Annotated in this window: 27 protein-coding genes; 13 read left to right on the top strand and 14 right to left on the bottom strand. The window is 69.4% G+C overall.

The features are described 5' to 3' along the window. Positions 1–340: 340 nt before the first annotated feature. Positions 341–1,702: a hypothetical protein gene (locus ACFOYY_RS24775; RefSeq protein WP_386192467.1), complete on the bottom strand. Its 1,362-nt coding sequence runs from the start codon at positions 1,700–1,702 to the stop codon at positions 341–343. Positions 1,703–2,000: 298 nt separating this feature from the next. Further along, positions 2,001–3,191: an NAD(P)-dependent malic enzyme gene (locus tag ACFOYY_RS24780; protein ID WP_386192469.1), complete on the bottom strand. Its 1,191-nt coding sequence runs from the start codon at positions 3,189–3,191 to the stop codon at positions 2,001–2,003. A 309-nt stretch (positions 3,192–3,500) separates the two neighbouring features. Here ACFOYY_RS24780 and ACFOYY_RS24785 point away from each other — a divergent pair, with 309 nt between their 5' ends. After that, positions 3,501–4,034 carry a CGNR zinc finger domain-containing protein gene (locus ACFOYY_RS24785; RefSeq protein WP_352015110.1) on the top strand — a complete coding sequence of 178 codons (534 nt, stop codon included), beginning with the start codon at positions 3,501–3,503 and terminating at the stop codon, positions 4,032–4,034. On the opposite strand, the gene ACFOYY_RS24790 is transcribed toward ACFOYY_RS24785, so the two are convergent. Then, a complete protein-coding gene (locus tag ACFOYY_RS24790; RefSeq protein ID WP_362909617.1) occupies positions 4,001–4,333 on the bottom strand; it encodes a S24 family peptidase in 333 nt (110 codons plus the stop codon). The genes ACFOYY_RS24785 and ACFOYY_RS24790 overlap by 34 nt on opposite strands. A 62-nt stretch (positions 4,334–4,395) precedes the next feature. Here ACFOYY_RS24790 and sodN point away from each other — a divergent pair, with 62 nt between their 5' ends. From sodN to ACFOYY_RS24805, 3 genes are all read left to right on the top strand, one after another. Beyond that, positions 4,396–4,797 carry a superoxide dismutase, Ni gene (gene sodN, locus ACFOYY_RS24795; protein ID WP_352015108.1) on the top strand — a complete coding sequence of 134 codons (402 nt, stop codon included), beginning with the start codon at positions 4,396–4,398 and terminating at the stop codon, positions 4,795–4,797. Between the two features lie 193 nt (positions 4,798–4,990). Next, entirely contained in the window at positions 4,991–5,416 is a 426-nt protein-coding gene (locus tag ACFOYY_RS24800) for an anti-sigma factor (RefSeq protein ID WP_386192473.1), read from the top strand. Between the two features lie 17 nt (positions 5,417–5,433). Next, positions 5,434–6,213, top strand: a complete 780-nt coding sequence (locus tag ACFOYY_RS24805) for an RNA polymerase sigma factor SigF (protein ID WP_352015107.1) — start codon at positions 5,434–5,436, stop codon at positions 6,211–6,213. Here ACFOYY_RS24805 and ACFOYY_RS24810 read toward each other — a convergent pair. After that, complete coding sequence (locus ACFOYY_RS24810; RefSeq protein WP_352015106.1) at positions 6,210–6,617, bottom strand: hypothetical protein; 408 nt, start codon at positions 6,615–6,617, stop codon at positions 6,210–6,212. The genes ACFOYY_RS24805 and ACFOYY_RS24810 overlap by 4 nt on opposite strands. A 75-nt stretch (positions 6,618–6,692) precedes the next feature. Between ACFOYY_RS24810 and ACFOYY_RS24815 the strand changes: the two genes are divergently transcribed. Both ACFOYY_RS24815 and ACFOYY_RS24820 read left to right on the top strand, forming a co-directional pair. Next, positions 6,693–7,733 (top strand): diacylglycerol/lipid kinase family protein, encoded by a 1,041-nt coding sequence (locus tag ACFOYY_RS24815; RefSeq protein ID WP_386192476.1) that lies wholly within the window; start codon positions 6,693–6,695, stop codon positions 7,731–7,733. A gap of 281 nt (positions 7,734–8,014) precedes the next feature. Beyond that, entirely contained in the window at positions 8,015–8,269 is a 255-nt protein-coding gene (locus ACFOYY_RS24820) for a WhiB family transcriptional regulator (RefSeq protein ID WP_352015104.1), read from the top strand. A 92-nt stretch (positions 8,270–8,361) separates the two neighbouring features. Here ACFOYY_RS24820 and ACFOYY_RS24825 read toward each other — a convergent pair whose 3' ends face one another. Then, positions 8,362–9,825, bottom strand: a complete 1,464-nt coding sequence (locus tag ACFOYY_RS24825) for a sensor histidine kinase (protein ID WP_352015103.1) — start codon at positions 9,823–9,825, stop codon at positions 8,362–8,364. A 67-nt stretch (positions 9,826–9,892) separates the two neighbouring features. Between ACFOYY_RS24825 and ACFOYY_RS24830 the strand changes: the two genes are divergently transcribed. The 5 genes from ACFOYY_RS24830 (at position 9,893) to ACFOYY_RS24850 (ending at position 15,397) form a co-directional block, all read left to right on the top strand. After that, entirely contained in the window at positions 9,893–11,050 is a 1,158-nt protein-coding gene (locus tag ACFOYY_RS24830; protein WP_362780426.1) for an 8-amino-7-oxononanoate synthase, read from the top strand. Between the two features lie 73 nt (positions 11,051–11,123). Continuing rightward, positions 11,124–11,843, top strand: coding sequence for a GntR family transcriptional regulator (locus ACFOYY_RS24835; protein WP_352015101.1), 720 nt, complete (start codon positions 11,124–11,126; stop codon positions 11,841–11,843). Between the two features lie 19 nt (positions 11,844–11,862). Further along, the gene (gene bioD / locus ACFOYY_RS24840; protein WP_386192481.1) at positions 11,863–12,579 is read left to right on the top strand and encodes a dethiobiotin synthase; all 717 of its coding nucleotides are present in this window, start codon (positions 11,863–11,865) and stop codon (positions 12,577–12,579) included. A 31-nt stretch (positions 12,580–12,610) separates the two neighbouring features. Next, positions 12,611–13,606: a biotin synthase BioB gene (gene bioB / locus ACFOYY_RS24845; RefSeq protein WP_352015099.1), complete on the top strand. Its 996-nt coding sequence runs from the start codon at positions 12,611–12,613 to the stop codon at positions 13,604–13,606. Positions 13,607–13,744: 138 nt separating this feature from the next. Next, positions 13,745–15,397, top strand: coding sequence for an acetolactate synthase (locus ACFOYY_RS24850; RefSeq protein ID WP_352015098.1), 1,653 nt, complete (start codon positions 13,745–13,747; stop codon positions 15,395–15,397). A 29-nt stretch (positions 15,398–15,426) separates the two neighbouring features. On the opposite strand, the gene ACFOYY_RS24855 is transcribed toward ACFOYY_RS24850, so the two are convergent. Both ACFOYY_RS24855 and bsaP read right to left on the bottom strand, forming a co-directional pair. After that, positions 15,427–17,067 carry a serine/threonine-protein kinase gene (locus ACFOYY_RS24855; RefSeq protein ID WP_386192485.1) on the bottom strand — a complete coding sequence of 547 codons (1,641 nt, stop codon included), beginning with the start codon at positions 17,065–17,067 and terminating at the stop codon, positions 15,427–15,429. A gap of 247 nt (positions 17,068–17,314) precedes the next feature. Then, a complete protein-coding gene (gene bsaP, locus ACFOYY_RS42515; protein WP_449343624.1) occupies positions 17,315–17,563 on the bottom strand; it encodes a biotin synthase auxiliary protein BsaP in 249 nt (82 codons plus the stop codon). Here bsaP and ACFOYY_RS24860 point away from each other — a divergent pair. Further along, positions 17,523–17,903: a thioesterase family protein gene (locus ACFOYY_RS24860; protein ID WP_352015096.1), complete on the top strand. Its 381-nt coding sequence runs from the start codon at positions 17,523–17,525 to the stop codon at positions 17,901–17,903. The genes bsaP and ACFOYY_RS24860 overlap by 41 nt on opposite strands. 29 nt (positions 17,904–17,932) lie before the next feature. Here the strand turns inward: ACFOYY_RS24860 and ACFOYY_RS24865 are convergent, their stop codons facing one another. The 7 genes from ACFOYY_RS24865 to ACFOYY_RS24895 all read right to left on the bottom strand — a co-directional run bounded on the left by ACFOYY_RS24865 (position 17,933) and on the right by ACFOYY_RS24895 (position 24,418). Beyond that, the gene (locus tag ACFOYY_RS24865; RefSeq protein WP_352015095.1) at positions 17,933–18,145 is read right to left on the bottom strand and encodes a biotin/lipoyl-binding carrier protein; all 213 of its coding nucleotides are present in this window, start codon (positions 18,143–18,145) and stop codon (positions 17,933–17,935) included. Positions 18,146–18,194: 49 nt separating this feature from the next. After that, positions 18,195–19,526, bottom strand: coding sequence for an acetyl-CoA carboxylase biotin carboxylase subunit (locus ACFOYY_RS24870; RefSeq protein ID WP_352015094.1), 1,332 nt, complete (start codon positions 19,524–19,526; stop codon positions 18,195–18,197). A 126-nt stretch (positions 19,527–19,652) separates the two neighbouring features. Next, positions 19,653–20,945: an HD-GYP domain-containing protein gene (locus ACFOYY_RS24875; RefSeq protein WP_352015093.1), complete on the bottom strand. Its 1,293-nt coding sequence runs from the start codon at positions 20,943–20,945 to the stop codon at positions 19,653–19,655. After that, positions 20,942–22,249: an HD-GYP domain-containing protein gene (locus ACFOYY_RS24880; protein ID WP_352015092.1), complete on the bottom strand. Its 1,308-nt coding sequence runs from the start codon at positions 22,247–22,249 to the stop codon at positions 20,942–20,944. Before ACFOYY_RS24880 ends, ACFOYY_RS24875 begins: the two co-directional genes overlap by 4 nt. 264 nt (positions 22,250–22,513) lie before the next feature. Continuing rightward, on the bottom strand, positions 22,514–23,458 hold the full coding sequence (locus ACFOYY_RS24885; protein WP_352015091.1) for an NAD-dependent epimerase/dehydratase family protein: 945 nt from the start codon (positions 23,456–23,458) through the stop codon (positions 22,514–22,516). Between the two features lie 53 nt (positions 23,459–23,511). Beyond that, the gene (gene rsrA / locus ACFOYY_RS24890; protein ID WP_362780414.1) at positions 23,512–23,778 is read right to left on the bottom strand and encodes a mycothiol system anti-sigma-R factor; all 267 of its coding nucleotides are present in this window, start codon (positions 23,776–23,778) and stop codon (positions 23,512–23,514) included. Positions 23,779–23,812: 34 nt separating this feature from the next. Then, positions 23,813–24,418 carry a sigma-70 family RNA polymerase sigma factor gene (locus ACFOYY_RS24895; protein WP_184720417.1) on the bottom strand — a complete coding sequence of 202 codons (606 nt, stop codon included), beginning with the start codon at positions 24,416–24,418 and terminating at the stop codon, positions 23,813–23,815. Positions 24,419–24,698: 280 nt separating this feature from the next. Between ACFOYY_RS24895 and ACFOYY_RS24900 the strand changes: the two genes are divergently transcribed. Further along, positions 24,699–25,436 (top strand): class I SAM-dependent methyltransferase, encoded by a 738-nt coding sequence (locus ACFOYY_RS24900; protein WP_352015089.1) that lies wholly within the window; start codon positions 24,699–24,701, stop codon positions 25,434–25,436. Positions 25,437–25,443 lie beyond the last annotated feature (7 nt).

Consider the following 25,443-nt stretch of genomic DNA (forward strand, 5'->3'; position numbering starts at 1 on the left):
TGGCTACGTCAACGGCGTCACCAGCCAGTTCGGCGACCAGGACAAGAACGGCCGCTACGACCTGATCACCTCGGCCTACTTCGACGGCGAGACCGCCGACATCTACAAGAAGGCCGCGGCTGTCTGGTCCGGCAGGATCGTTGGCCCGAACGGCGAGCTCTACAAGTAAGCCGTAAGGATCCGATGATCCACTGAGCCGGAGGGTCCAGGCCCTCCGGCTCACCCAGTTCCACCACAGGGAGACCCGGCGATGCGCACGCCGGGTCTCTTTGTCATGTCCGCTGTAAAGTCCGCATGAATTCGCCGACCGTACTCTGTCAGGGTTCCTGTCAGGTTCGGCTCACGTGACGGAGACGAGATCTCCGGCCCGCACGTCCAGTTCGGCGACCGTCCTGTTCCCGGCGAAGGGGGCCAGCCTGCGGCGCAGGTCGGTCACGTAGGACCGGGTCCGTGCCGACTGCAGCCCCGTCGCGAGGTCCAGCGCCTCGGCCGCCGCGACGCAGGCGTGTTCCAGTTCCCCGCGCTGCAGCAGTCCCGCCGCCAGCAGCGCCAGGTTGAACATCCGCCCCCTGACATAGCGGCCGTCCATGTCCAGGGACCGCCGCGCGTGCCGTACGGCCGCCGCGCCGTCGCCCAGGTCGCGGAAGCAGTGGGCGAACTTGGCCGACAGGTAGGCCTCGTCGAAGTAGGCGATCCAGTCGGGCCGCTCCCCTGTCTCACGCCTGTCGAAGGCCAGTTCCGCCTCGTGCAGGGCGGCCCCGCACGCCGGGCGGTCCTCAAGGAGTGCGTGGGCGTGGGCCTCGACCACGTGGGCCTCGGCCAGCAGGGCGTAGACCCCGGCGCGGCGGGCCGAGAGCTGGGCGGCCCTGGCCAGGTCGAGGGCGTGGGCGGGCTGGCCGATGTACAGGGCCTGGTGGCTCATTCCCGCGAGGATCTCTCCGCCCAGTCCGTGGTCACCGGCCCCCCTGGCCAGCCGCAGCGCCTGGATCAGGTAGCGCTGGGCCAGGCCGTGCTGCTCCAGGTCGTAGGCCATCCACCCGGCGAGCCTGGTCAGCTCGGCCGCGGCCGACGCCAGCGCCCTGCCTGTCGTCTCGGCGTAGGAACCCTCACCGAGCAGTGGGGCGACGGCGGTGTCGAGATATTTCACGACCGCCGATCTGACCCTGCCGCCGCCGAACCTGTTGTCGAGTTCGCCGAACGACCGGGTGACCTCCTTGATCGCGGCGATGTCGGCCATGCCGACCCGGCGGGGACCGTTGGCCGTGGGATGCTCCTCGACGGGCAGGGTCAACCAGCGCAGAGCCCCGGTCGAACCCGCGCCGATCGCGAAGGTGGAGTCGAGCAGAAACCTGCGTCTTTCTACGTCCCCGCGCCACAGTGCTGTCACGGTCGCGATCCCTTCCTGCCACGTGTGAGTGAACTCCTGCCCCAGATCTGTGGGGGTGGAGACGGCGGGCAGGCCGAGATCTTCGACGCCGACCGCCCTGCCAAGCCGGAGGGAGAAGATCTCCGCGAGCAGCATGGGGACGGGGCCTCTGGGTCGTTGGCCACCGATCCAGCGCAGCACGGAGCTGTGGTCGTACTTCAGGCCGGACAGACCGCGGGTCACCCCGAGGTCGTTGAGCCTGCGGGCCAGCCCCTTGTGGGTGAAGCCCGACTCGATGATGAGCCGCTGAAGTGCGCGGTTCGGCTCGCGTTCCATTGCTCTCCTCACCGTGAGAACCGTCTGAGCATGGGAGACACGGCCGTCTGTGACGGCCACCGGCAACCGCCCCGCATGCCTCTCACCTGAGCAGGTAACGGAACGCCATTTTTATAGCACATTCCGTGAACATCGCTCATGGATTCGCAAACCAAAAAACGCCCCTCGCCGATCGGGCGAGAGGCGTCCCCACGAGGGTGTTCCACCGGCGGATCTGGAAGGGGGTGACCTGTGCAGACCCCGGCCGACGGACATGGAAGGACTGACCCGGACGAAACGGGCCTGAAACCGGAAAGCGCTACCTGCGGGCCACTCCGTCGAGACGGGCCTGCTCGGAGACAGCGGCGATGACCGCAGGGGCGACCCGCTCGTCGAACGGGCTCGGGATCACGTAGTCGGCGGACAGGTCGTCACCGACGACGGAGGCCAGCGCCTCGGCGGCGGCCACCTTCATGTTCTCGGTGATGGCCGTGGCGCGGACATCGAGTGCCCCGCGGAAGACGCCGGGGAAGGCGAGCACGTTGTTGATCTGGTTGGGGAAGTCGGAGCGGCCGGTCGCCACCACGTGGGCGTGCCTCCTGGCGACCTCCGGGTGGACCTCGGGGGTCGGGTTGGACAGCGCGAAGACGATGGAGTCCTTCGCCATCGAGGCGACGGCCTCCTCGGAGACGGTCGATCCGGAGAGCCCGACGAACACGTCGGCCCCGGCCAGAGCGGACTCGGTCGAGCCGCGCAGGCCCGCCCTGTTGGTGTTCCGCGCCAGGGCCTCCTTGACCGGGTTGAGCCCCTCGCGGCCCTCGTGGATGAGGCCCTTGGAGTCGGCCACCGCGATGTCCCCGATGCCGGCGTTGAGGAGGATGCGGCTCACGGCGATCCCCGAGGCGCCCGCTCCCGCGACCACGGCCCGCAGGTCTCCCAGCGAGCGCCCGGTCAGCCGCGCGGCGTTCTTCAGCGCCGCGAGCACGACGATCGCGGTGCCGTGCTGGTCGTCGTGGAAGACGGGGATGTCCAGCAGTTCGCGCAGCCGGTCCTCGACCTCGAAGCATCTGGGGGCGCTGATGTCCTCCAGGTTGACGCCTCCGAAGGAGGGGGCGAGGCGGGCGACGGTCTCGACGATCTCGTCGACACCGGTGCAGCTGATGCAGATCGGCACCGCGTCGACCCCGGCGAACTGCTTGAACAGCAGGGCCTTGCCCTCCATGACCGGCATGGCGGCCGCGGGGCCGATGTCTCCGAGGCCGAGCACGGCGGTGCCGTCGGAGACGACGGCGACCACGTTGGAGACCCAGGTGTAGTCGTTGACGAGGTCGGGCTCGTCGGCGATCGCGCTGCAGACCTTCGCGACTCCAGGTGTGTAGGCCAGGGCCAGGTCACCGGCGTCGCGGACGGGGACGGTCGAGCGGACCTCCAGCTTGCCCCCGCGGTGCAGGGCGAAGGCCGGATCGAGATCGAGGGATTCTAGAGAGATGGAAGATGGCGTGACAGCCACAGCGACCCCTGTGTTCAGTCAGACTCAGACGGATTGGTCCTTCGTAGACGGCCGCCGCGGGCCTGGCCCGGCTTCGGTAGTCGCTCGGGGCCTGCTCGTGGGGCCGTCGGAGGGGTACGGGGGTCACCCGTTGCTCGATTCTGCCACAGGGAGGCCTCCCACCAGGGGACAGGGGCCACTCACTTTCGTTACATGACGAGGGGCCTCTTTCGTTACATGGTGACGGTCCGGCCACCCCTGTAGGATGCGGCTCCGATCGTCGTCGCTCGCCACGACTGTCGTCATCACCCACCACGACGGAACAGTCCGATGGATCTGACCTCCTACGCCGAGCTGGCCGTACTACTGATCAACAGCCCGGACCGGCTGGCCGGTCTGGACGGCCTGCGCGCGCTGCTGGAGGAGAGCGGGCGTCACCGGCCCGGCTGCCGCCTCACCCGCGGCGACCTCGACGCCCTGCGGGACCTGCGCGCGGAGCTGACCGCCGTCTTCGAGTCAGCGCAGGCCGGTGACGAGGCCGACGTGGTCGACCGGCTCAACTCCCTGCTGGTCCGGCATCCCGTACAGCCGCAGATCTCCGGGCACGACGGCCAGCACTGGCACATGCACCTCACCGAGAGCGGCCGGGCGGCCGACCAGTACGCCGCCGGGGCCGTGATGGGCCTGGCCACCCTGGTGACCGACCTGGGGGTGAGCAGGCTCGGCCTCTGTCAGGCGGCCCCCTGCAGACGGGCCTTCCTGGACACCTCCTCGAACCGGTCGAGGCGTTACTGCTCCGAGCGCTGCGCCAGCAGGGCGAACGTCGCCGCCTACCGGGCCCGCAGGAAGGGCGGCGGCCAGTAGCGCAGCGCCACCCGGCCGACCAGTGACGAGGAGGGCACCGCGCCGAAGTCCCAGCTGTCCCTGCGGCCTGAGGCGCGCTGGTTCTCGCTCTCCAGCCACCAGTCCTCCCCCTCACGCCAGGCGGCCCGTTTGACGATGAGCAGCGACGGGTCCGAGGGGAGTCTGGCCACCACCAGATCCCCGGCGCTGACGGGAGCGCCACGCCGTACCCACAGCCAGTCGCCGGGGCGCAGCACGGGCAGCATGGAATCTCCCTCGACACGCACTCTCACGGATCTCAACCCCATCCCATACGGCATTTGAAGGCGAGTAAGGTCGGTAACGGACCATGTTGATCTCAGCATCAAGGAAGGACTTTCCGATGCTTGCACGACTTCTGCGGCCCAGGCTCGTCGCGTCCGCGCACTGCGACCTGCCGTGCGGCGTGTACGACCCGGCACAGGCCCGCATCGAGGCCGAGTCAGTCAAAGCCATCATCGAGAAGTACAACGCGAACGAGGACCCGGTCTTCCGCACTCGCGCACTGATCATCAAGGAGCAGCGGGCCGAGCTGGTCAAGCACCACCTGTGGGTGCTGTGGACCGACTACTTCAAGCCCCCGCACCTGGAGGCCTACCCCCAGCTGCACCAGCTGTTCTGGGAGGCCACCAAGCTCGCGGGCGCCGCGGGCGGCAAGGGCACCGTCGAGGTGGCCCAGGCGGACGAGCTCCTGGCCAAGATCGACGAGATCTCCAAGATCTTCTGGGCGACCAAGGCCGCCTGAGCCAGAAAGCCCGGTGATCGACACGTCCAGGCCTCGTGTGGGGTGCGACCACACGGGGCCTGACCTGTTCTTAGAGCCCATTCGGTGTCTTAAAGTGTTCTTGAGGTGCTAAATCACCCGGATCGCGAGTCCAAGCGGGCCAACCACCGCCGTGGGGCTGTAAGTTGCAGTCAGCGACTCTGCGAGGAGGAACGTGACCGAACACACCGAGACACCCGCGGTCGACATGGGCGGAATCCGTGACGTGGTCAGCGTCCGGCTGCCGGCCGCGAGTGCCTATCTGTCCGTGCTGCGTACGGCGACCGCCGGGCTGGCCGCGCGGCTGGACTTCACGCTTGACGAGATCGAGGACCTTCGGATCGCGGTCGACGAGGCGTGCGCGATGCTGCTGACCCAGGCCGTTCCCGGCACCGACCTGACGGCCGAGTTCGAGCTGACCGGGCAGCTGATGCAGGTCAGCGTCGAGGTCAGCACGGTCGGCAGCGCCGCGCCGAAACGTGATGACTTCGCCTGGATGGTGCTCACCGCGCTTGCCGACGACGTGGATGCCGTGACCGACTCCCCCGACCGTATGGCGATCGTGCTACGTAAGCGCCGGGGCGCGGCGAGGCCGGCGTGACGGAAAGGACTCGTGCCATGGCCGCCAGCGACCACGCGGTGCCCGACCGGGTGCGCGCGCGCCTGCTTTTCGCGGAACTGGCGGAGTTGACCCCCGACGACTCACGGCGCCAGCGCATCCGTGACGAGCTCGTCGAGCTCCACCTGCCTCTCGTGGAGTACCTCGCCCGCCGGTTCCGCAACCGGGGTGAGTGGCTCGACGACCTCACCCAGGTCGCGACCATCGGTCTGATCAAGTCGATCGACCGCTTCGACCTCGCCCGTGGGGTGGAGTTCTCCACCTACGCCACCCCGACGATCGTGGGCGAGATCAAACGTCACTTCCGTGACAAGGGCTGGGCGGTCCGTGTGCCGCGCCGTCTGCAGGAGCTGAAGCTCTCGCTCACCAAGGCGATCAGCGAGCTGTCCCAGCGCGAGGGGCGTGCCCCGACCGTCGGAGAGCTGGCCTCGTTCCTGAAGATGACCGAGGAGGAGGTGCTTGAGGGGCTTGAGTCGGCCAACGCCTACTCCACGGTCTCCCTCGACGCGCCCGACTCCGGTGACGACGACGCGCCCGCGGTCGCCGACTCCCTCGGCATCGTGGACGACTCCCTTGAGGGCGTCGAGTACCGCGAGTCGCTCAAGCCCCTTCTCGAACGGCTGCCGCCCCGCGAGAAGCGCATCCTTCTGCTGCGTTTCTTCGGCAACATGACGCAGTCGCAGATCGCCACCGAGCTGGGCATCTCCCAGATGCACGTGTCCCGGCTGCTGGCCAGGACCCTGGCTCAGCTCCGCGAGGGGCTGACGGCGGAGGACTAGACGCCGTCCCGGTGCTCTCCGTAGAGCGCCTGGGTCGTCGGGGGTGACAGCAGCGCGACCAGTCCGATCACTGCCACGGTGATCAGCGGGATGCCGATCGTCCGCTGGTCGGACTGGATCAGCGTGACGCCCACGACAACGGCGAAGATCTGGGCGAGCACTCCGGGGCTCCTGGACCATCGCTCGGTCCTCAGCATGCCCAGGGCCACCCAGACCAGCGCGGCCCCGAGCAGGATGCCGAAACCGGCGACGAAGGCCGAGCTCACCACGTCAGAGGGCTGCCCGATGACCGTCTCGACTCCGACGTAACCGCCGAGCAGCACGGTGACGACGCCTTCGAGCGCCATGACGACGGCTGCGACGGTGAGAGTGAGCGGGCGCTGGTTCGACACGGGGTTCGACACAGCCAAAGCCTATCGCCGGGACATCTCGCCCTTCTCTGCCGCCGTGGCCGTGGTCGCGGCGGATACGCTGGCGTTATGCGAGCGATGCTCCTGGTGAACCCCAAGGCCACCACGACGAACCAGCGGACGCGGGACGTGCTGATCAGGGCGCTGGGCGCGACGGTGGATCTGACCGTCGAGGAGACCCAGTACCGGGGGCACGCGGCCCATCTGTCCCGCGAGGCCCATGGCTCCGGTTTCGACGTGGTCGCCGTGCTCGGTGGCGACGGGACCGTCAACGAGGCCGTCAACGGCCTGCTCGACGCCCCTGGCATCGCCGACATCACCGGGGAAGCCGTGGAGGGCGGCGACGCCGAGACGGCCCGTCGGGAAGATTCGTCCGATGACGGTGCCGTGGACGACGGTGTGAGCGGGGGCGCGGTGAACCGTCCCGCGCTGCTGACGATCCCCGGCGGCAGCGCCAACGTCTTCGCGCGGGCGCTGGGGCTGCCCAACGACCCGGTCGAGGCGGTCGGCGCGATCCTTGAGGCCCTGCGTGACGACAGACGCAGGACCGTCGGACTGGGCCATGCCATCTGGAACGGCCGGCGCAGATACTTCACCTTCTGCAGCGGGCTCGGGTACGACGCCGAGGTGATCAGGGCCGTCGAGGGGCTGCGGGGCGCGGGACGCAAGGCCACGCCCGCCCGCTATGTGAACACGGCCCTGCACCACTATCTGTCGACGGACAGGCGGCAGGCGCCCATGAGCGTCGAGGGGCCCGAGGTGCCTCCCGCGGACGACCTCTTCATGGCGATCGTCTCCAACACCTCACCCTGGACCTACGTGGGCTCCCGTCCGGTCTGCCCGACGCCGTGGGCGAGTTTCGAGACCGGCCTGGACCTGCTGGGGTTGCAGCGGCTCGACCCCGTCACGATGTGCCATCTGATGCCCCAGATCATCGGGGTGCGTGAGACCCTGCCCACCGGCCGCCACCTGGTACAACTCCATGACGAACGGGAGTTCACGGTGAGCGCCCTGCGCCCCGTGGCCTTTCAGCTTGATGGTGACTATCTGGGAGAGGTTGAGCGGGTAACGTTCCGCTCCATCCCGAAGGCGTTACAAGTGGTGGTATGACCAGTTACATCCGGTCATCGTGTGACGCATCCGACATGCATATCAGGCAAAACCTTCTCCCAAACCTCTTGCATGTACTGAGCGTGGCTGACAATCTCAACATTGACGTCGGAACGTAGGACCTTTGAGCGGAGACATCGCTCTTGGGCCACCGGCGATCTAGTGAACGCAACCCCGAACCGAACCAGGCTCGGGCGATCGTTCGCGCTGGTTAGTGAAAGTCTTCACAAAGTACACCGCCGGAGCCGAAGCAAGGGCTCCTCATCCGAAGGAGTGGACGCATGGACTGGCGCCACCGAGCCGCCTGCCGTGACGTGGACCCCGAGCTTTTCTTCCCGATCGGCAACACCGGCCCCGCCCTGATGCAGATCGAAGAGGCCAAGCAGGTCTGCCGCACCTGTAACGTCAGCGAGGCCTGCCTGAAGTGGGCGCTGGAGTCCGGTCAGGACGCCGGTGTCTGGGGCGGCATGAGCGAGGACGAACGCCGCGCCCTCAAGCGTCGCACGGCACGCGTCCGCACCCGTGTCAGCGCCTGAATCTCAGCGATCCGACAGAACCTTAGCAAACCAGGCGACGACTCCCGCGCGCCCCTCCCCCCGGGCTCGAACCGTGACCCCATGCCACGGTCTCAGGCCACGGGGAGGGGAATGCTCAGCGTGACCTCGGTGCCACCGCCCTGACGAGGTTCGATCGCCAACCTGCCCGACAGTTCGCCGACGACGAGCGTCCGTACGATCTGCAGGCCGAGGCTGGTCGACGACTCCAGGTCGAAGTTCTCCGGCAGGCCGTTGCCGTCATCGGAGACGATCACGTCAAGCCGGTCGGCACCTCGCTCGACGATCACCTGAAGCTTCCCGGGACGCTGGGCGAGACCGTGCTGGACCGCGTTCTGCAGCAGCTCGGTGAGAACCATCGCCAGCGGCGTCGCGATCTCCGAGCGCAGTACCCCGAACGTCCCGATCCGGCGCGGCACCACCTGTGCCTCGGGTGCGGCGACCTCCCCTGTCATCGCGATCACCCGGTCGGCGATGTCGTCGAAGTCGACCTGTTCCTCGGGTGTGTGGGACAGCGTCTCGTGCACGATCGCGATCGAGCCGACCCTGCGCACCGCCTCCTCCAGCGCCTCCCGCCCCTCCGGCAGTTGCAACCGCCTGGCCTGCAGCCGCAGCAGCGCGGCCACCGTCTGCAGGTTGTTCTTGACCCGGTGGTGGATCTCCCTGATGGTCGCGTCCTTGGTCATCAGCTCCCGCTCACGGCGACGCAGCTCCGTCACGTCGCGGATGAGCACCAGCGCGCCGATGCGCCCGCCCCCCACGACCAGCGGGATCGCCCGTAGCTGCACGACCGTCCCGCCCGACTCGACCTCGGTCTCCCTCGGTTCCCGGCCGCTGGCCACGATCATCAGGTTCTCGTTGATGGGCTCGTCGGAGTAGCACAGGTTCGCCGTGGTACGGCCGAGCTCTGCACCGACCAGGTCCGCGTTGAGCCCCAGCCTGCGGTAGGCGGACAGGGCGTTGGGCGAGGCGTAGGTGACCCGCCCCGCACGGTCGAGCCTGAGCAGTCCGTCGCCGACACGCGGGGAGCGGACCAGGATCGGTTCGGCGCCGGAGAAGGGGAAACGTCCCTCGGCGACCATCTGGGCCAGGTCGGAGGCGCTCTGCAGGTAGGTGAGTTCGAGCCGTGACGGGGTGCGCGCGGAGGAGAGGTTCGTCGAGCGCTGGATCACGCCGATGAAGTGGTCGGCGCGCCGTACCGGGATGGTCTCCTCGCGCACCGGCACTCCGCTCGACCAGTCGGGGTCGCCCTCCCGGCAGATGCGCCTCTCGTTCCAGGCGGTGTCGATGAGCGCCCGCTCGCCCTTGGCCGCCGTCATCCCCACGATGTCGTCGTGATAGACGGTCGGGCCCGTGGTCGGCCGCATCTGGGCGACCGCGATCCAGCCGGTGCCCTCCCTGAGGGGGATCCACAGGATGAGGTCGGCGAACGACAGGTCGGCCAGAAGCTGCCAGTCGGAGACCAGTGAGTGCATCCACTCAAGGTCCGCGTCGTCGAGCGCGGTGTGACGAACCGCCAGGTCGCTTAGAGTCGGCACTCGTGCATCATGCGTGGTTTGAGGGGCCGAACGCGAATCGGGCACACCACATTGGGAAAATGCCCCCATGACACATGGGCCCGATCCGCTGGCGCGCTTCCGAACCGCCGCGGTGGCGCGGGAGGCCGCGGGACTCAGACGGGTCCTGCGTGCCCGGGCCTCCGACGACGACCTGGTCGATCTGGCCTCGAACGACTATCTCGGGCTCGCCGGGGACCGGCGGCTCGCCGAGGCCGCGTCCGCGGCGGCCTTCGAATGGGGAACGGGTGCGACCGGCTCCCGCCTCGTGACCGGTTCGACCGTGCTGCACGCCCGCCTTGAGGAACGGCTGGCCGCCTTCGCCCACGCGGAGGGCGCCCTGGTGTTCTCCTCCGGGTACCTGGCCAACCTGGCGGCCGTCACGGCGCTCGGCCGCGACGCCCTGGTGGTCTCGGACGCGGGTAACCACGCCTCGATCGTGGACGCCTGCCGTCTGTCGCGCTCCCCCGTGACGGTCACCCCGCACCGGGACGTGACGGCCGTGGAGAAGGCGCTCGCCGGCCGGGACACCGAGCACGCGATCGTGGTCACCGACGCGCTCTTCTCCGTCGACGGGGACCTGGCCCCGCTGGCCGAACTGCACGCGGCGGCCGTACGGCAGGGCGCGCTGCTGGTGGTCGACGAGGCGCACTCTTTGGGGATCCTCGGGTTCGGAGGACGGGGGGCGGCGCACGCGGCGGGCCTGGCCGGGGAGCGGACCGTTGTGAGAACGGTCACACTCTCCAAATCCCTCGGTTCCCAGGGCGGGGCCGTCCTCGGCGCTCCCGAGGTCATCGAAACCCTGATAAACACGGGCCGTTCCTTCATCTTCGACACCGCTCTCGCGCCGGGGAGCGTGGCCGCCGCACTCGCCGCGCTAGATATCCTTCACAATCAGCCCGAACTGCCCGGACACGTGCTCACCAGAGCGAAGGAGCTGGCCGCCCTGGCCCGCGACCTCGGTCTGGAGACCAACGATCCGGCGGGTGCGGTCGTCCCGATCGTGCTCGGCCAACCCGAGACGGCGCTTCGGGCCGCCGTCATCTGTGCGGAACACGGGGTGCGGGTCGGATGCTTCCGGCCGCCCTCGGTACCGGCCGGCCGCTCTTGCCTGCGGTTGACCGCGCGGGCCAATCTGAGTTCCGACGATCTAGCGGTGATCAAGGGTGCGCTCACCGCCGTGGCCGAGATGAAGGTGACCATGTGAGTGAGCGAAGCGAGCGGACCTGCGGGTGGGACACGGGTCCCGTCGCCCTCGAACCTCCGGACGAGGTGCGGGCGTGACGGAGGAATCCCCCAGAATCCCGAAGTACTACGACGTCAAGCGCAGCCTGCTCGCGCTCACCAAGAGCCTGGCCGCCGGCAGCGCCCTGCCCCCCGAGCGGACGCTCGCGGTGCGTTTCGAGACGTCGCGCACCACCGTGCGCCAGGCCCTGTCCGAACTTGTGGTCGAGGGACGGCTGGTGCGCATCCAGGGCAAGGGGACGTTCGTCGCGCACCCCAAGGTCGCCCAGGTGCTGCAACTCACCTCCTACACCGGTGACCTCAGGACCGTCGGCCTCGAACCCGACACCAAGATCCTCGACATCAGCTACATCACCGCGGACGAGCCGCTGGCCCGGCGCCTGGCGATCAACCCCGGCGGCCGGGTGCTGCGGATCCACCGGCTCCGTCTGGCCAACGGAGAGCCGATGTCCATCGACACCACCCACCTGTCCGCCCGCCGCTTCCCCCGGCTCAGGCGCGAGCTTGAGGTGCACTCCTCGCTGTACGAGACACTGCACAACGCCTACAACGTACGGCTGACGGACGCCGAGGAGATCATCGAGACCGTGCTGGCCACACCGTACGACGCCCAGGTGCTGAGCGTGGACGTGGGTCTGCCGATGCTGCTGCTCACCCGGCACGCCTTCGACGCCGACGGCAACCCGGTCGAATGGGCCCAGTCCCTCTACCGGGGAGACCGCTACAAGTTCGTCACCCGCCTTCGCCGCCCCTGACGTCCGTAAGGTGTGGAGGATGAGCATCCTCGTGATCACCGGGACCGACACGGGAGTCGGCAAGACGATCGTCACCGCCGCGGTCGCCGCGCTCGCCAAGGAGCGGGGCGCCTCGGTCGCGGTGGTGAAACCGGCGCAGACCGGGGTCGGCGCGCTCGACCCCGGCGACCTGGACGACGTCATCCGGCTGACCGGGGTGACCACCACCTTCGAGCTGTCCAGGTTCCCCGACCCCCTGGCCCCCGCGGCGGCGGCCAGGGTCGCGGGCCTGCCCCCGGTCTCCCTCGACCACGCCGCCGCCCGCATCGCCGATCTGGCCTCCTCCCACCGCCTGGTGCTCGTCGAGGGCGCGGGCGGGCTCCTGGTCCGCTTCGACGAGGAGGGGGCGACCCTGGCCGACCTGGCCAGGGCGTTGTCCGCTCCGGTGCTGCTGGTGACGCGGGCGTCCCTGGGCACGCTCAACCACACCGCGCTGACGCTGGAGGCCATGGCGGGACGCGGCCTCGACCTGGCGAGCGTGATCATCGGTTCCTGGCCCGCCGAACCCGGCCTCGCCGAACGGTGCAACGTCGCCGATCTGGAGATGCTCGCCGCCAGGCCGCTGGCGGGTGCGCTGCCCGAGGGCGCCGGATCCCTCGACCGGGAGGCCTTCGCCCGTACGGCCCGCATGGGCCTGGCCCCCGTGCTGGGAGGGGGCTTCGACTCCTCAGCCTTCAGATCCACATTTAGGCTCTAGCCGTAGCCGACGGCCTTCAGAGTGGAGCAGCATGAGCGACATACTCGACATCGCCCGCGTCCAGGTGCTTGAGGAAGGCAGAGGACTCGACGCCGGACAGGCCCTGCGGTGTCTGGAGTTACCCGAAGAGCGAGTTTCCGACCTGCTGGCGCTCGCGCACGAGGTACGTGTGAAGTGGTGCGGCCCCGAAGTCGAGGTCGAGGGGATCATCTCCCTCAAGACGGGCGGCTGCCCGGAGGACTGCCATTTCTGCTCCCAGTCGGGGCAGTTCAGTTCACCGGTCCGCGCCGCGTGGCTGGACATCCCGTCCCTGGTCCAGGCGGCCAAGGAGACCGCGGCGACGGGGGCGACGGAGTTCTGCATCGTGGCCGCGGTGCGCGGCCCCGACCGGCGGCTGATGGACCAGGTCCGCGAGGGGGTCGAGGCGATCAGGCAGGCCGTCGACATCAACGTCGCCTGCTCCCTGGGCATGCTCACCCAGGAGCAGGTCGACGAGCTGGCCGGGATGGGCGTGCACCGTTACAACCACAACCTGGAGACCGCCAGGTCGCACTTCGACAAGGTCGTCACCACCCACAGCTGGCAGGAACGCTGGGACACCTGTCTGATGGTGCGCGAGGCCGGGATGGAGCTGTGCTGCGGCGGCATCGTCGGCATGGGCGAGACGCTGGAGCAGCGGGCCGAGTTCGCCGGACAGCTCGGCGAACTCCAGCCCGACGAGGTCCCGCTGAACTTCCTCAACCCCCGTCCCGGCACGCCCTTCGAGTCGTTCCCGCTGCTGACGGGTACCGAGGCGCTCAGGACGATCGCGACCTTCAGACTGGCGCTGCCCCGCACGATCCTGCGCTACGCGGGCGGCAGGGAGCTGACGCTGGGCGACCTGGGCACCCGTGACGGCATGCTCGGCGGGATCAACGCGATCATCGTCGGCAACTACCTCACCACGCTTGGCCGTACCCCCGAGGCGGACCTCAACCTGCTGGCCGACCTGCGGATGCCGATCAAGGCGCTCTCCGAGACCCTGTGAGCCGAGGAACCCGCTCCCGGTGCCGTCCGAGGAGCGGGTTCCCCCATGTGACAGGTGGTCAGAGCGTTAGCCGGGGGGAATCTGGGCAGGGTCTCCAATCACTGTCCGGCTAAGTGACTGACTGGTAGGTTGCGCGATATGGAGTCTCCAAAGCACGCGGGCGACATCGCGGTCGCCGTCTCCAAGGCCTACGGGATCGAGACCATGTTCACCCTGTCCGGCGGGCACGTCTTCCCGCTGTACGACGGGGCGGTCCACGAGGGCGTGCCGATCCTCGACGTAAGGCACGAGCAGAGCGCGGTCTTCGCGGCCGAGGCGACGGCCAGGCTGACCCGCAGGCCGGGTCTGGCCGTGCTCACCGCGGGCCCCGGCGTCACCAACGGCGTCAGCGGCGTGGCGACCGCGCACGCCAACGGCTCCCCCGTCGTGATCATGGGAGGCAGGGCGCCGAGGTCGCGCTGGGGCTCCGGCGCACTGCAGGAGATGGACCACCCGCCGTTGCTGGCTCCGATCACCAAACTGGCCTTCACCGGCTCCGGGCCCGACTCCGTCGGCGAGGACGTGGAGATGGCCTTCAGGACCGCCCTCGCCCCGCACCGGGGGCCGGTCTTCCTCGACTTCCACATGGACGACCTGTTCTCCCCGGCTCCCCCGCTCGAACACGCGACCAGGACCCTGACCCCCTCACCGCTCGAACCCGACCCCGACGCGCTCGCCGGTATCGCCGCCCTGCTCGCCGAGGCCGAACGCCCGGTGCTGGTGCTCGGCTCCGACGTGTGGATGGACCGGGCGGAGGAGGTCGCCAGGGGCTTCGCCGAGGAGTTCCGCCTGCCGGTCATCCCCAACGGACAGGGTCGTGGCATCCTTCCCGCGGGCCACGAACTCCTGGTCACCCGCGCCCGCGGCCTGGCCTTCTCCCAGGCCGACCTGGTGATCGTCGCGGGCGCCCCGCTGGACTTCCGGCTCGCCTACGGCTGGTTCGGCGGCAAGAACGGCACCCCGCTCGCCAGGGTCGTGCACCTGGCCGACGCGCCGTCGCAGCTGACCCCCCACATGCAGCCCTCCGGTGCCGCCGCGGGTGACCTGTCGCTGGTCTTCTGGGGTCTCGGTACGGCCTGCGGCGAGGCGGGCGTCTCCCCCAAGGCGTACGCGCCGTGGCTGTCGAGGTTGAGGGAGGCCGCCGACGCCGCGGTCGCCGGGGACGCCGAACTGCTGGCCTCCGACGCCGACCCGATCCACCCGATGCGGATCTACGGTGAGCTGAACAAGATCCTCGCCGACGACGCCGTGGTGATCGGCGACGGTGGCGACTTCGTCTCCTACGCGGGCAAGTACGTCGAGCCGAGGCAGCCGGGCAACTGGCTCGACCCCGGCCCCTACGGCTGTCTGGGCACCGGCCTCGGCTACTCCATCGCCGCCCGCCTGGCCAGGCCGTCCTCCCAGGTGGCGTTGCTGCTCGGCGACGGCGCCGCCGGGTTCTCGCTGATGGATGTGGACACGCTCGTCCGGCACCGCCTGCCGGTCGTGATGATCTGCGGCAACAACGGCATCTGGGGCCTGGAGAAGCACCCCATGCGGCTGCTGTACGGCTACGACGTGGCGGCCGAGTTGCAGCCGCAGTGCCGATACGACGAGGTGGTGACGGCACTCGGCGGGGGTGGTGAGCTGGTCACCGACCCGGCGGAGATCGGTCCCGCGCTGCGCCGGGCCTTCGACTCCGGCGTGCCGTACATGGTGAACATCGCCACCGATCCGGCGATCGCCTACCCCCGCAACACGACCGGGGTCTGAACGGCCCCGGATCGCCGGGGCCGTCCAGATCAGGAGGTGCTCGGGCTCGGGCTCGGGCTCGACGGGCAGGCGTCGTTGACCAGGGTGATGTCCACCGGCCGCTTCGCGTCCCACATGGTGCCCGCGCCGGGCCGCTGCTCGACCACCTTCATGCACTGGGTGACGTCGACGTCGGGGCCGATGCTTGAGGCCGCCTTGAAACCGGCCTTCTTGAGCACCGCCTTGGCCGCCTCCTCGTTGAGGCCCATCACGCTCGGCACCTTCTTCTTCACCACCAGCGTCGCGGTCGCGCTCGGCGAGTGAGTCGGGGACGAGGACGGTTTCGGGTTGTCAGCCGTCTTCGTCGGCTTTGCCGTTGGCTCCTCCGGCTCGTCGGATTCGGTCTCCGTCGGAGTGGGGGTCCGCGTCGGGGTGGGCTTCGGCTCGTCGTCCTGGGTGGGCCTCACCGTTGGGGCGGTCGTCTTGGGCGGCCTGTGGGTGGACGGAGGCTTCGCGGCGGAGGTGCTCACGGTCGGGACCACCATGCCCTGGGTGTCCTTGGTGGGGCCGGTCTCCCCCGCGGCCATCGCGTTGATCGCGATCCCGACGAGCCCGGCGCACGCCACGCCCGCGACGGCGAACACCGCGATCGTCCCGCCCTTACGCCGCGGCTTCCGTAAAGCCCGGCGACCACGTCCGGGGACGGAGACGGCGACCTCGGTGGCCGGGCTCCGTGGCGAACTCTCCTGGGGAGGCGTGGTCGCGGGCCCCGTCATCGGCGGACCCGGCTGCGGCGCGGGCTGCCAGGCGGTCTCCTGCACCGCCGGAGGCGGAGTGCCCGCCATACCACCCTGCTGGCCGGGAGCCGCCGTGGCCTGCCTGGCCGCGGCGCTCATCGCGGCACCGCTCGGGAAACGCCGGGCCGGGTCCTTGGACAGCGCCCGCTCGACCAGTGCCCGCACCCCGGGCGGGATGTGCGGCGGCAGCGCGGGAGGCTCCTCGCGGATGTGTTTGAGCGCGATGGTGACCGGTGTGTCACCGTCGAAGGGCCGCTGCCCGGCCAGGCACTCGTAGGCGACCACCCCGAGCGCGTAGATGTCCACGGCCGGTGTGACGGGTGCGCCCTCCGCCTGCTCAGGGGCGCAGTAGGCGGCGGTGCCCAGCACCATGCCCGCGTCGGTGAGCCTGCTCGCGGCGTCCGACCTGGCGATGCCGAAGTCGGTGAGCACGAGAGTGCCGTCCGAGCGGACCAGCAGGTTTCCCGGCTTGATGTCGCGGTGGACGATGCCCTGCTCGTGTACGGCCTGCAGGGCCGAGGCCGCCTGGGCGATGAGCTCCATCGCCGCCCCCGGCGCGATGCTCCCCAGACGCGCGAGCAGCCGGTCGAGCGGCTCCCCGTCGACGAACTTCATCACCAGGTATGCCGTCGCCCCCGCGCCGGGCACCTCGTGGACCCCGTAGTCATAGACCTCGACCACTCCGGGGTGGTTGATCGTCGCCATCGCCCGGGCCTCGCCCTGGAACCGCACCAGGAAGCCCGGATCGTCGGTACGGCCGGGCAACAGCACCTTGACGGCGACCGTCCTGGCCAGGACGATGTCCTCGCCGCGCCAGACCTCGCCCATACCGCCGGCGCCGATGCGGGTATCCAGGCGATACCGCCCCGCCAGCGTCGTGCCTTGGGCCACCATGAAAATCCCCCGTAACCCTCTCCGCTCCCGCCTCAGGGCTCTCCAACAAAGCGGATTTGTATCGCGGCAACGTCACGGCGAAGTCACGAAACCCTGTGGGCCGGACAGCTTGTTAAAGGCGCGTGCCGTAGCATGGCACAAATCTCAAAATCTTTGCGGTAATTGTACAGATTGTGGCTTTACCCGCCGGGGGACGAAGCCACTTTGGCGGTCACGACCAGAAAACGGCAGGTCAGGACAGTCGCGATCAGCCGCTCAGCGAGCCGTGTTCCGAACAACGCGCCGACCAGCCACGCACAGTCACCTGAACCACCATTCGGCGGCGGCAGCGGGCGCAGTAGCGGGGCGGCTCGAAGGCACGGGCGGCGAGACAGGCCGCGTGGTCTCCCTCATCCGAAGGACGACCGCAGTGATCGCAGTAGGGGGTCACAGGATCAGACCCTATGCTGGCCCGCATGACGCTCGCTCCCGGTATGCACGCCCGGCTGCTCATCATGGTCGAGAGGAGCGACACCGCGACGAAGGTCGGCAGCGGGGACGTCCCCGTGCTGGCCACCCCGCGGCTGCTCGCCTTCGCAGAACGCGCGACCGTCCAGGCGATCGGGGACGCCCTCGGACCCGGTCAGACCTCCGTGGGGACGAAGGTCACGCTGGAACACCTGGCCGCGAGCCCGGTCGGCGCCCACGTCGAGATCAGCGCCGAGCTCACCGCGGTCGAGGGCCGTCGCCTGTCGTTCGTCTTCACCGCCCGCGACCGCGACTCCGTCGTCGCGACGGGCACGGTGGAGCGGGTGATCGTCGACCGCGAGCGTTTCCTCGCCGGTCTCACCCGCTGACCCCCGGCCGCGCCGTCCGCCCCGCGGGTCTACTCGATGACGGCGATGAGGTCGCCCTCCTGGATGACGTCGCCCTCGGCCACCTTGAGCTGGGCGATGACCCCCTCGTCCTCGGCGATGACGGGGATCTCCATCTTCATGGACTCAAGGATGACCAGGGTGTCACCGTCCTCGACGGTGTCGCCCTCGGAGACGAGGACCTTCCAGACGTTGGCCACCATCTCAGCGTGTACTTCAGCCACCGGAAACTCCTATCAATCACTGTGATTCAACTGTGCCAGACGGGATGACTCAGGCCCTCATCCGGGAGACCAGCCCGGTGTCGTAGCTCCCGTCAACGAACTCGGGGTGTTCCAGCAGCTCCGCGCAGAACGGCAGGTTGTTCTTCGGTCCCTCGACCTTGAAGTCCGCCACCGCCCCGCGGGCGCGCTCCAGGGCCTCGGCCCGGGTCTGGCCGTACACGCACAGCTTGGCCATCAGCGGGTCGTAGAACGGGGTGACCGTGTTGCCCTCGGTGTAGCCCGAGTCGACCCTGACGCCCTCACCGGACGGCTCCGACCAGACGGCGATCTTGCCGGGGCCGGGGAAGAAACGCTTGGGGTCCTCGGCGTAGACCCGGAACTCGATCGCGTGGCCACGCGGGGTGGCGTCGAGGTCGGTCCGCTCACCCGCGGCGATCCGCAACTGCTGCTCGACCAGGTCGACCCCGGTGACGAGTTCGGTCACCGGATGCTCGACCTGGAGCCTGGTGTTCATCTCCAGGAACACGAAGTCCTGCTTGTCGGCGTCGACCAGACACTCGACGGTGCCCGCGCCGAGGTAGCCGACCGCCTCGCCGGCCCTGACCGCGGCGGCCAGCATGCGCTCGCGCAGTTCCTGGGTGATGCCGGGGGACGGGCTCTCCTCGACGACCTTCTGGTGACGGCGCTGCACCGAGCAGTCACGCTCGCCCAGAGCGAGGACGGTGCCGTCGGTCAGGCCGAGGATCTGCACCTCGACGTGGCGGGCCCGTTCGATGTAGTGCTCAAGCAGGATGGCGGGTGTCCCGCCGAAGCGGGCCGCCGCCCTCGACGCCTGTTCGAACGCCTTGGCCAGCCCCTCGGCGTCGTGGGCGACGCCCATGCCGATACCGCCGCCGCCCCCGGCCGTCTTCACCATCAGGGGGTAGCCGATCTCCTCGGCCGCCGCGACCGCCTGCTCCAGGTCGGTGACCGGGGTACGGGTTCCCGCGGCGACGGGCACGCCCGCCTCCTCCATGAGGTTCCTGGCGTTGATCTTGTCGCCCATCCGCTCGATCGCCTCGGGAGATGGGCCGATCCAGACAATTCCCGCCTCGGCCACGGCCCTGGCGAACGCGGCGTTCTCCGAGAAGAAGCCGTACCCGGGGTGGATCGCCTGCGCGCCCGACTCACGGGCGGCCCGCAGGACCTTCTCCGCGTCGAGGTAGCTCTGCGCCGGGTTCGCGGGCCCCAGAAGGATCGCCTCGTCGGCCTCCCTAACGAACGGCAGATCCGCGTCTGCCTCGGAATACACCGCGATGGCCCGCAGGCCCATGCGCTGGACCGTACGGATGATCCGTCGTGCGATTTCGCCGCGGTTGGCGACCAGAACGGACTCGAACACTGTGGTGGACCCCTTTCGACCGCTCCACCTTATGACCGGCTTCCCCACTCGGCCCTTCGTCTGAGCCACCGATCACGGCAACACGATCTGTAGGAAACCCACAACAGTGCGAGGAAACCGTACGGCTCAAAGTCTGTTGAGGCAGGCCAGCCTGCCGACGACGCGGGTCATGGCCTCGACGACCTCGGGGTCGTACTCCTCCCCCGCGCCGAGGTGGAGCCGTTCGAGCGCCGCCCCCGCCCGGTCGCGGTCGACGGACCCGCCGACCAGGTCGTCGTAGGCGTTGGCCGCCTTGATGACACGGCTGGCCACCGGCGGGTTCTCCGCGCAGCCGTCGCACTGACGCCGGACGATCTCGGCGACGCGGTCGAGCACCCCGGTCTGGCGGATCACCTCCGCCCCGAGTTCGGCGATGCGCCTGGCCTGCTCGGGCTCGGTGAGGACCGTGGCTCCGCCGGGGATCGGGTCGCGCAGGGACAACTGCCCGATGTCGTGCATGAGCGCGGCGTACTCCAGGTCGAGCAACTCGGGCTCGGCCATGCCCAGCTCACGGCCGGTCGCCACGGCCAGGCGGCTGACCCGGTGGGAGTGCCCCGGCTCGACGTAACCGCCGACCTCGGTCACCCGCGCCAGCGCCCTGACCGTCTGCAGGTAGGTCGCCCTGATCCCGGCGTACTTACGGAAGGCCACCTGGGTGACCAGCAGGGGCGCGGCGAAGACCAGCAGCGCGGCCATGTCCATGCTGTGCGAGGCCAGCGCGAGCAGGATGCCCGAGGCCGCAACCGCCGCCCACAGCGGAGCCGCCATCCGCAGCTCGTCCTGTACGGCGACGCCGAAGGCCGCCCGCACCTGCTCGGCCCGCAGCACGGCGGCCAGCAGCACGTCGACCAGCACCATCACCAGGACGAGCAGGCCCATCACCCCGAGGGCGGGCCACCAGCCCCCCTCCGGACGTTTGGCCAGTTCGAACAGCGGACCGGCCAGCGGCCGGTAGGCCAGGGCGAGCAGGGCGCCGGTGAACAGCCTGCGCGCCATGGCGTCCGGGCTCGGCGGCCTGCCGACCGCCAGATGCGGCAGCGCACCGGCGATCATGCCGACCGTCAGCACCGCGATGACCTGCAGGGCCGTGTGCCGGGCCGGGACGCCCCCCAGATCCAGCAGCAACGTGTAGCCCAGGGCGGCGGCGGCGCCGATCGGCGCGACCTCCCTGTTGCCCGGCATCGTGAGCCTGGCCAGCTCACCCGCGGCGATCAGCGCGCCGAACCCGACGGCGACGCTGGGGGCGGTCAGACCGGTCGCGGCCGTGTGCGCGACCCCGGCGACCGCCAGCAGACCGGCCGCGCAGATCAGCAGGAGCTGACCGGAGTCGAGCCGCCGGAACGTCCTGGTGGCCAGGGTTGTCGTGGTGGTGCTGCTCACCGCTCGGGCACCACCTGGATGGGCATCGTCGGATCGTCGTGGTCCTTGGCGGTCGTCTCCGCCGTGTCCTCGGGGGGCGCGACGACCTTGCGCGGCGCCTCCCAGCCGTGACGGTCGACGGCCTTGGTGAAGGCGACGACCATCTCCGGGTCGAACTGGGTGCCCGCCCCCTTGCGCAGTTCGGCCATGGCCACCTCCACGGGACGGGCGCCCCGGTAGGAGCGGTCGGAGGTCATCGAGTCGAAGGCGTCGGCGACCGCGATGATCCGGGCGAACTCCGGTATCTCCTCCCCGGCCAGCCCCATCGGGTACCCCTTTCCGTCCTGCCGCTCATGGTGGTGCATGATCCCGGCGAACGCCTCGTCGAGGAAGTCGATGCCCCGCACGATCTCCAGTCCGCGCATCGGGTGCAGCTGGATGGCGGCGTACTCCTCCTCGGTGAGCGGCCCGTCCTTCTGCAGCACCTTGGTCGGCACTCCCAGCTTGCCCACGTCGTGCAGCATCCCGGCGTAGCGAATCGCCCGCAACCTCTCGGAGCCCATGCCGATCTCCTGGGCGATCATCCCGGAGGCCAGCGAGACCCGGGTGCAGTGGCCTCGGGTGTAGTAGTCCTTGGTCTCCACCGCCTGGCACAGCGCGGCGATCGTGGCGTCGTAGGAGCGTTGCTGGGCGAGGTACTGGCCGAAGGCCCAGCGGGCGACGAAGAGCGGCAGCAGCACGAGCACCGCGGAGATCGAGTTGACCGTGGCCCACAGCCCGGCGATCAGCAGTCCGAAGGTGGCGTAACCCAGGTAGGAGACCATGAACTGGGCCAGTCCCCGCAGCGGAGGCACCTGGTCGGCCTGCCCGGTGACGACCAGGACGATCGCGATGAGGACGAAGTTGAGCGGCACGAAGACAGCCGCGGCCCCGGCGAACGGCACGATCAGGTCGTCGAACCCGGCGATGTCCGGCAGCCTGGCCCTGCCGCCGAGCCACTCGTAGGCGCAGCCCGCGGCGTAACCGCAGATGGCGAACTGGGCGCCGTTGAACAGGCGCTTGACCAGCGGCAGCCCGGGACGCACGCTGAAGACGGCCGTCATGCCGACCAGCGCGGCGCCCTGCGGCCCGACGAGCACCACGGCGGCGAGCGCGGCCGAGAAGCTGACCGAGACCGCCGCCTGCTTGACGTTGAGCAGGGTCGGCACCGACTCGCACACCAGGAACAGCAGGGCCAGCACCAGGAGGTTCGACCAGTCGAGCCACTCCAGACGATCGCTTCCCGCCACGCTGTATCCGAGCAGCGCGCACGCCACTCCGATCACAGCGACCAAATAGACCTTGGCAAACCACGGCAGTCCACGCAAAGCGGCCACCCTTGGGGTCCTACGCGCGCGTGCTCAGGTCCAGGAGATCCCCAGTCGGATGGGGGTGACCGTTTCCTTCAACATGCGCTGCCTCCATGTCGATTTCCCACTCAGGCTACAGAAGCCGAACAGGCCAAGACCGGCAGACGTGGAATCGCAAGCAAAGCGTAACCAATCCATCACCCCACGCCATCACGGACCATCCCGTACGGCTCGCACCCGTTACGGCGCCGTACGCCTGGCCCTGGCCCAGTCGACGGTGACCTTCAGCCCGGCGGCCAGGTCCGTTCCCGGCCGCCAGCCGAGGCCCTCGAACGCCGGGGTGGGGTCGACCGCCATCGCCGGCAGGTCGCCGAGCCTGGCCGGCGCGCTGTCCGGCGCGTCGGGGGCCCCCGCCGCGGCGGCGACCAGGGAGTGCAGTGCCCGGTCCGTCGTCTCGACGCCCGTGCCCAGGTTGAACCTGCGGCCGTCGCCCTCCTGCCCGCAGGCCCGCGCGAAGCCGTCCACCACGTCGTCGACGAACACGTAGTCACGGGTCTGGGTGCCGTCGCCGTACACGACCGTGGGGGTGCCGTTGAGCAGGGCGTCGGTGAAGATGGCCACCACCCCCGCCTCCCCCTGCGGAGACTGGCGCGGGCCGTAGACGTTGGCGAGCACGAGCGTGGTGTACTCGATGCCGTACAACGCCCTGAAGGTCGCCAGGTAGGTCTCCGCGCTGAGCTTGGACGCCGCGTACGGCGAGCGCGGGTCGGTGGCCGCGTCCCCGGGCACCGGGATGACGGCGGGCCTGCCGTACACGGCGACGGAGGAGGCGAGGACGACCTTCCTGGTGCCACCTCGGTGGGCGGCGGTCAGCACCGAGGCGGTCCCCTCGACGTTCAGCCTGGCGTCGTGGACGGGGTCGGCCACGCTCTTGCGCACACTGATCTGCGCGGCCAGGTGACAGATCACCTCGGGCCTGACCTCGGCGGCCAGGCCGATCAGGGCCGGGTCGCGGATGTCCATCTCGTGCAGGGAGAAGCGCGGGCTCTCGGCCGCGGCGGCGAGGTTGCCCCGGTCTCCACCGGACAGGTCGTCGACCGCGGTGACCTCGTGGCCGTCGGCCAGCAGCCGGTCGACCAGGGTGGAACCGATGAACCCGGCCCCACCGGTGACGAGTATCCGCATGCCCAACCCCCAGGTCTCTCGTTTGGCACAGCCGTACGAGAGATCCTAAGAGGTCAGCCCCTCAGTTCGGAGCGGACCTGCTCGATCCGGCCGAGCACCTTGGCACGCAGGTCCTCGGAGGCCTTGTCGCAGCCGCAGTGTTTGGCGATCAGCTGCTTGACCACCTGTTCGAGACCGTACTCCTCCAGGCAGGGACCGCACTCGTCCAGGTGCACGCGGATGTCGGCGCAGTTGCCCTCGTCCAGCTCGCCGTCGAGGTAGGTGTAGACCTTCTCCAGGACGTCCCGGCAGTCGGTGGCGTGGGGCTTTCCACAGCTCATGCGATCACCTCGCCACAGAAGTCGCCGTGCTCGCTCACTTCGCACCCTCCGCGGGGACCAGACCACGCTCACGGGCGTAGTCCTCAAGTTGCGTCCGCAGCTGACGCCTGCCGCGGTGGAGCCTCGACATCACGGTCCCGATGGGCGTGCCCATGATGTCGGCGATTTCCTTGTAGGGGAAGCCCTCCACGTCGGCGAGGTAGACCGCGATGCGGAACTCCTCGGGCAGGGCGGCGAGCGCCTGCTTGACGTCACTGTCGGGGAGGTGTTCGAGCGCCTCGATCTCCGCCGACTTCAGGCCGCCGGAGGTGTGCGACTCGGCCCTGGCGAGCTGCCAGTCCTCGATCTCCTCGGCGCCCGACTGCTTGGGCTCCCGCTGCTTCTTGCGGTAGCTGTTGATGAAGGTGTTGGTCAGGATGCGATACAGCCAGGCCTTGAGGTTCGTGCCTTCCTGGAACTGGTGGAAGGACGCGAAGGCCTTGGCGAAGGTCTCCTGAAGGAGGTCTTCGGCATCCGCCGGGTTCCGGGTCATCCGAAGGGCCGCGGAGTAAAGCTGGTCGAGATAGGGCATGACATCCCGTTCGAACCGCGCGCTCCGCTGCTCCAGAGTCTCCTCGTCTGTCGCAGGGACCGGACCCACCCCCTTAGTATCGCCGGAGTCCTGCTGACGCGGGACGCCGTACTGAGCGGAGAATACCCGCTCATCAGGGAATGACCGATCACCGGGGCGGACGACGGGTTCGATCAAGGCGAGCATTGGCTGGCCAACCTCCCGAAAGGATCTGTGTTGTCCGCTGCAACACCCCCGCCCGGCCATCTGTTCCCACAAGATAGAAGGTGACGAACACCCCGGTGTGGGGAAAACCATACGTACCGGTAGGTACTGGAGACCACCGGAAACCAGACGCCAGGAGCCGCTTGTGCTGCCCATCCCGGCCGAAGAGCTGAACGGCTCAGGAACGCTCGGGCCGTACTGGACCTTTTACCGAGCCGTAGCCGCCGAGCAACTGAGCCGCTGGCTGCCGGAGAGCCCCTCGACCGTCCTCGACCTGTCCGGGGGCAGGGGCCGCTGGTCCGCCCAGGCCGCCAGAGCCGGGCACCGGGTGCTGGAGGTCGTCGACTTCCGCAGGGCCGTCGAGGGACAGGCGCTGCACGACGCCTCGAAGGTCCGCCAGGTACGTGCCGACGACCTGCGCTTCCTGCCCGACGAGAGCATGGACGCCGTGCTCGCCGAGGAGCGCGCGATGTCGGTCGAGCTCATGGCCGAGTCCGCGATGGGCGACGTCGCCAGAGTGCTGCGCCCCGGCGGGCGGGCCCTGGTCTGCGTCGACTCCCTGGTGCTGGGGATGGCGATCCTCGCCGAGCAGAACTACTGGGCCCACCTGCGCCAGACGGACGAGGTCATGCTCGTGCCCTGGCCGGACGGCAGCATCACCCGCTGCTTCAGCAGCGGCCAGCTCCGCGAGCTGCTCACCGGCGCGGGGCTGGAGGTCGAGTGGATACGGCCCCGCACGGTGCTGTCCCCCTCGACGGTCGACCACGTCCTGGCCTCCGACTCCAGGGCGCTCACCTGGCTGGTCAACACCGAGCTTGAGGCGCACCCGGACGACGACGACACCGTCGGCATCCACCTGGTGGCCAGCGCCAGACGGGTGTGAGGAGCGT

It is taken from the genome of Streptosporangium jomthongense (genome assembly GCF_042650425.1).
GTDB lineage: Bacteria > Actinomycetota > Actinomycetes > Streptosporangiales > Streptosporangiaceae > Streptosporangium.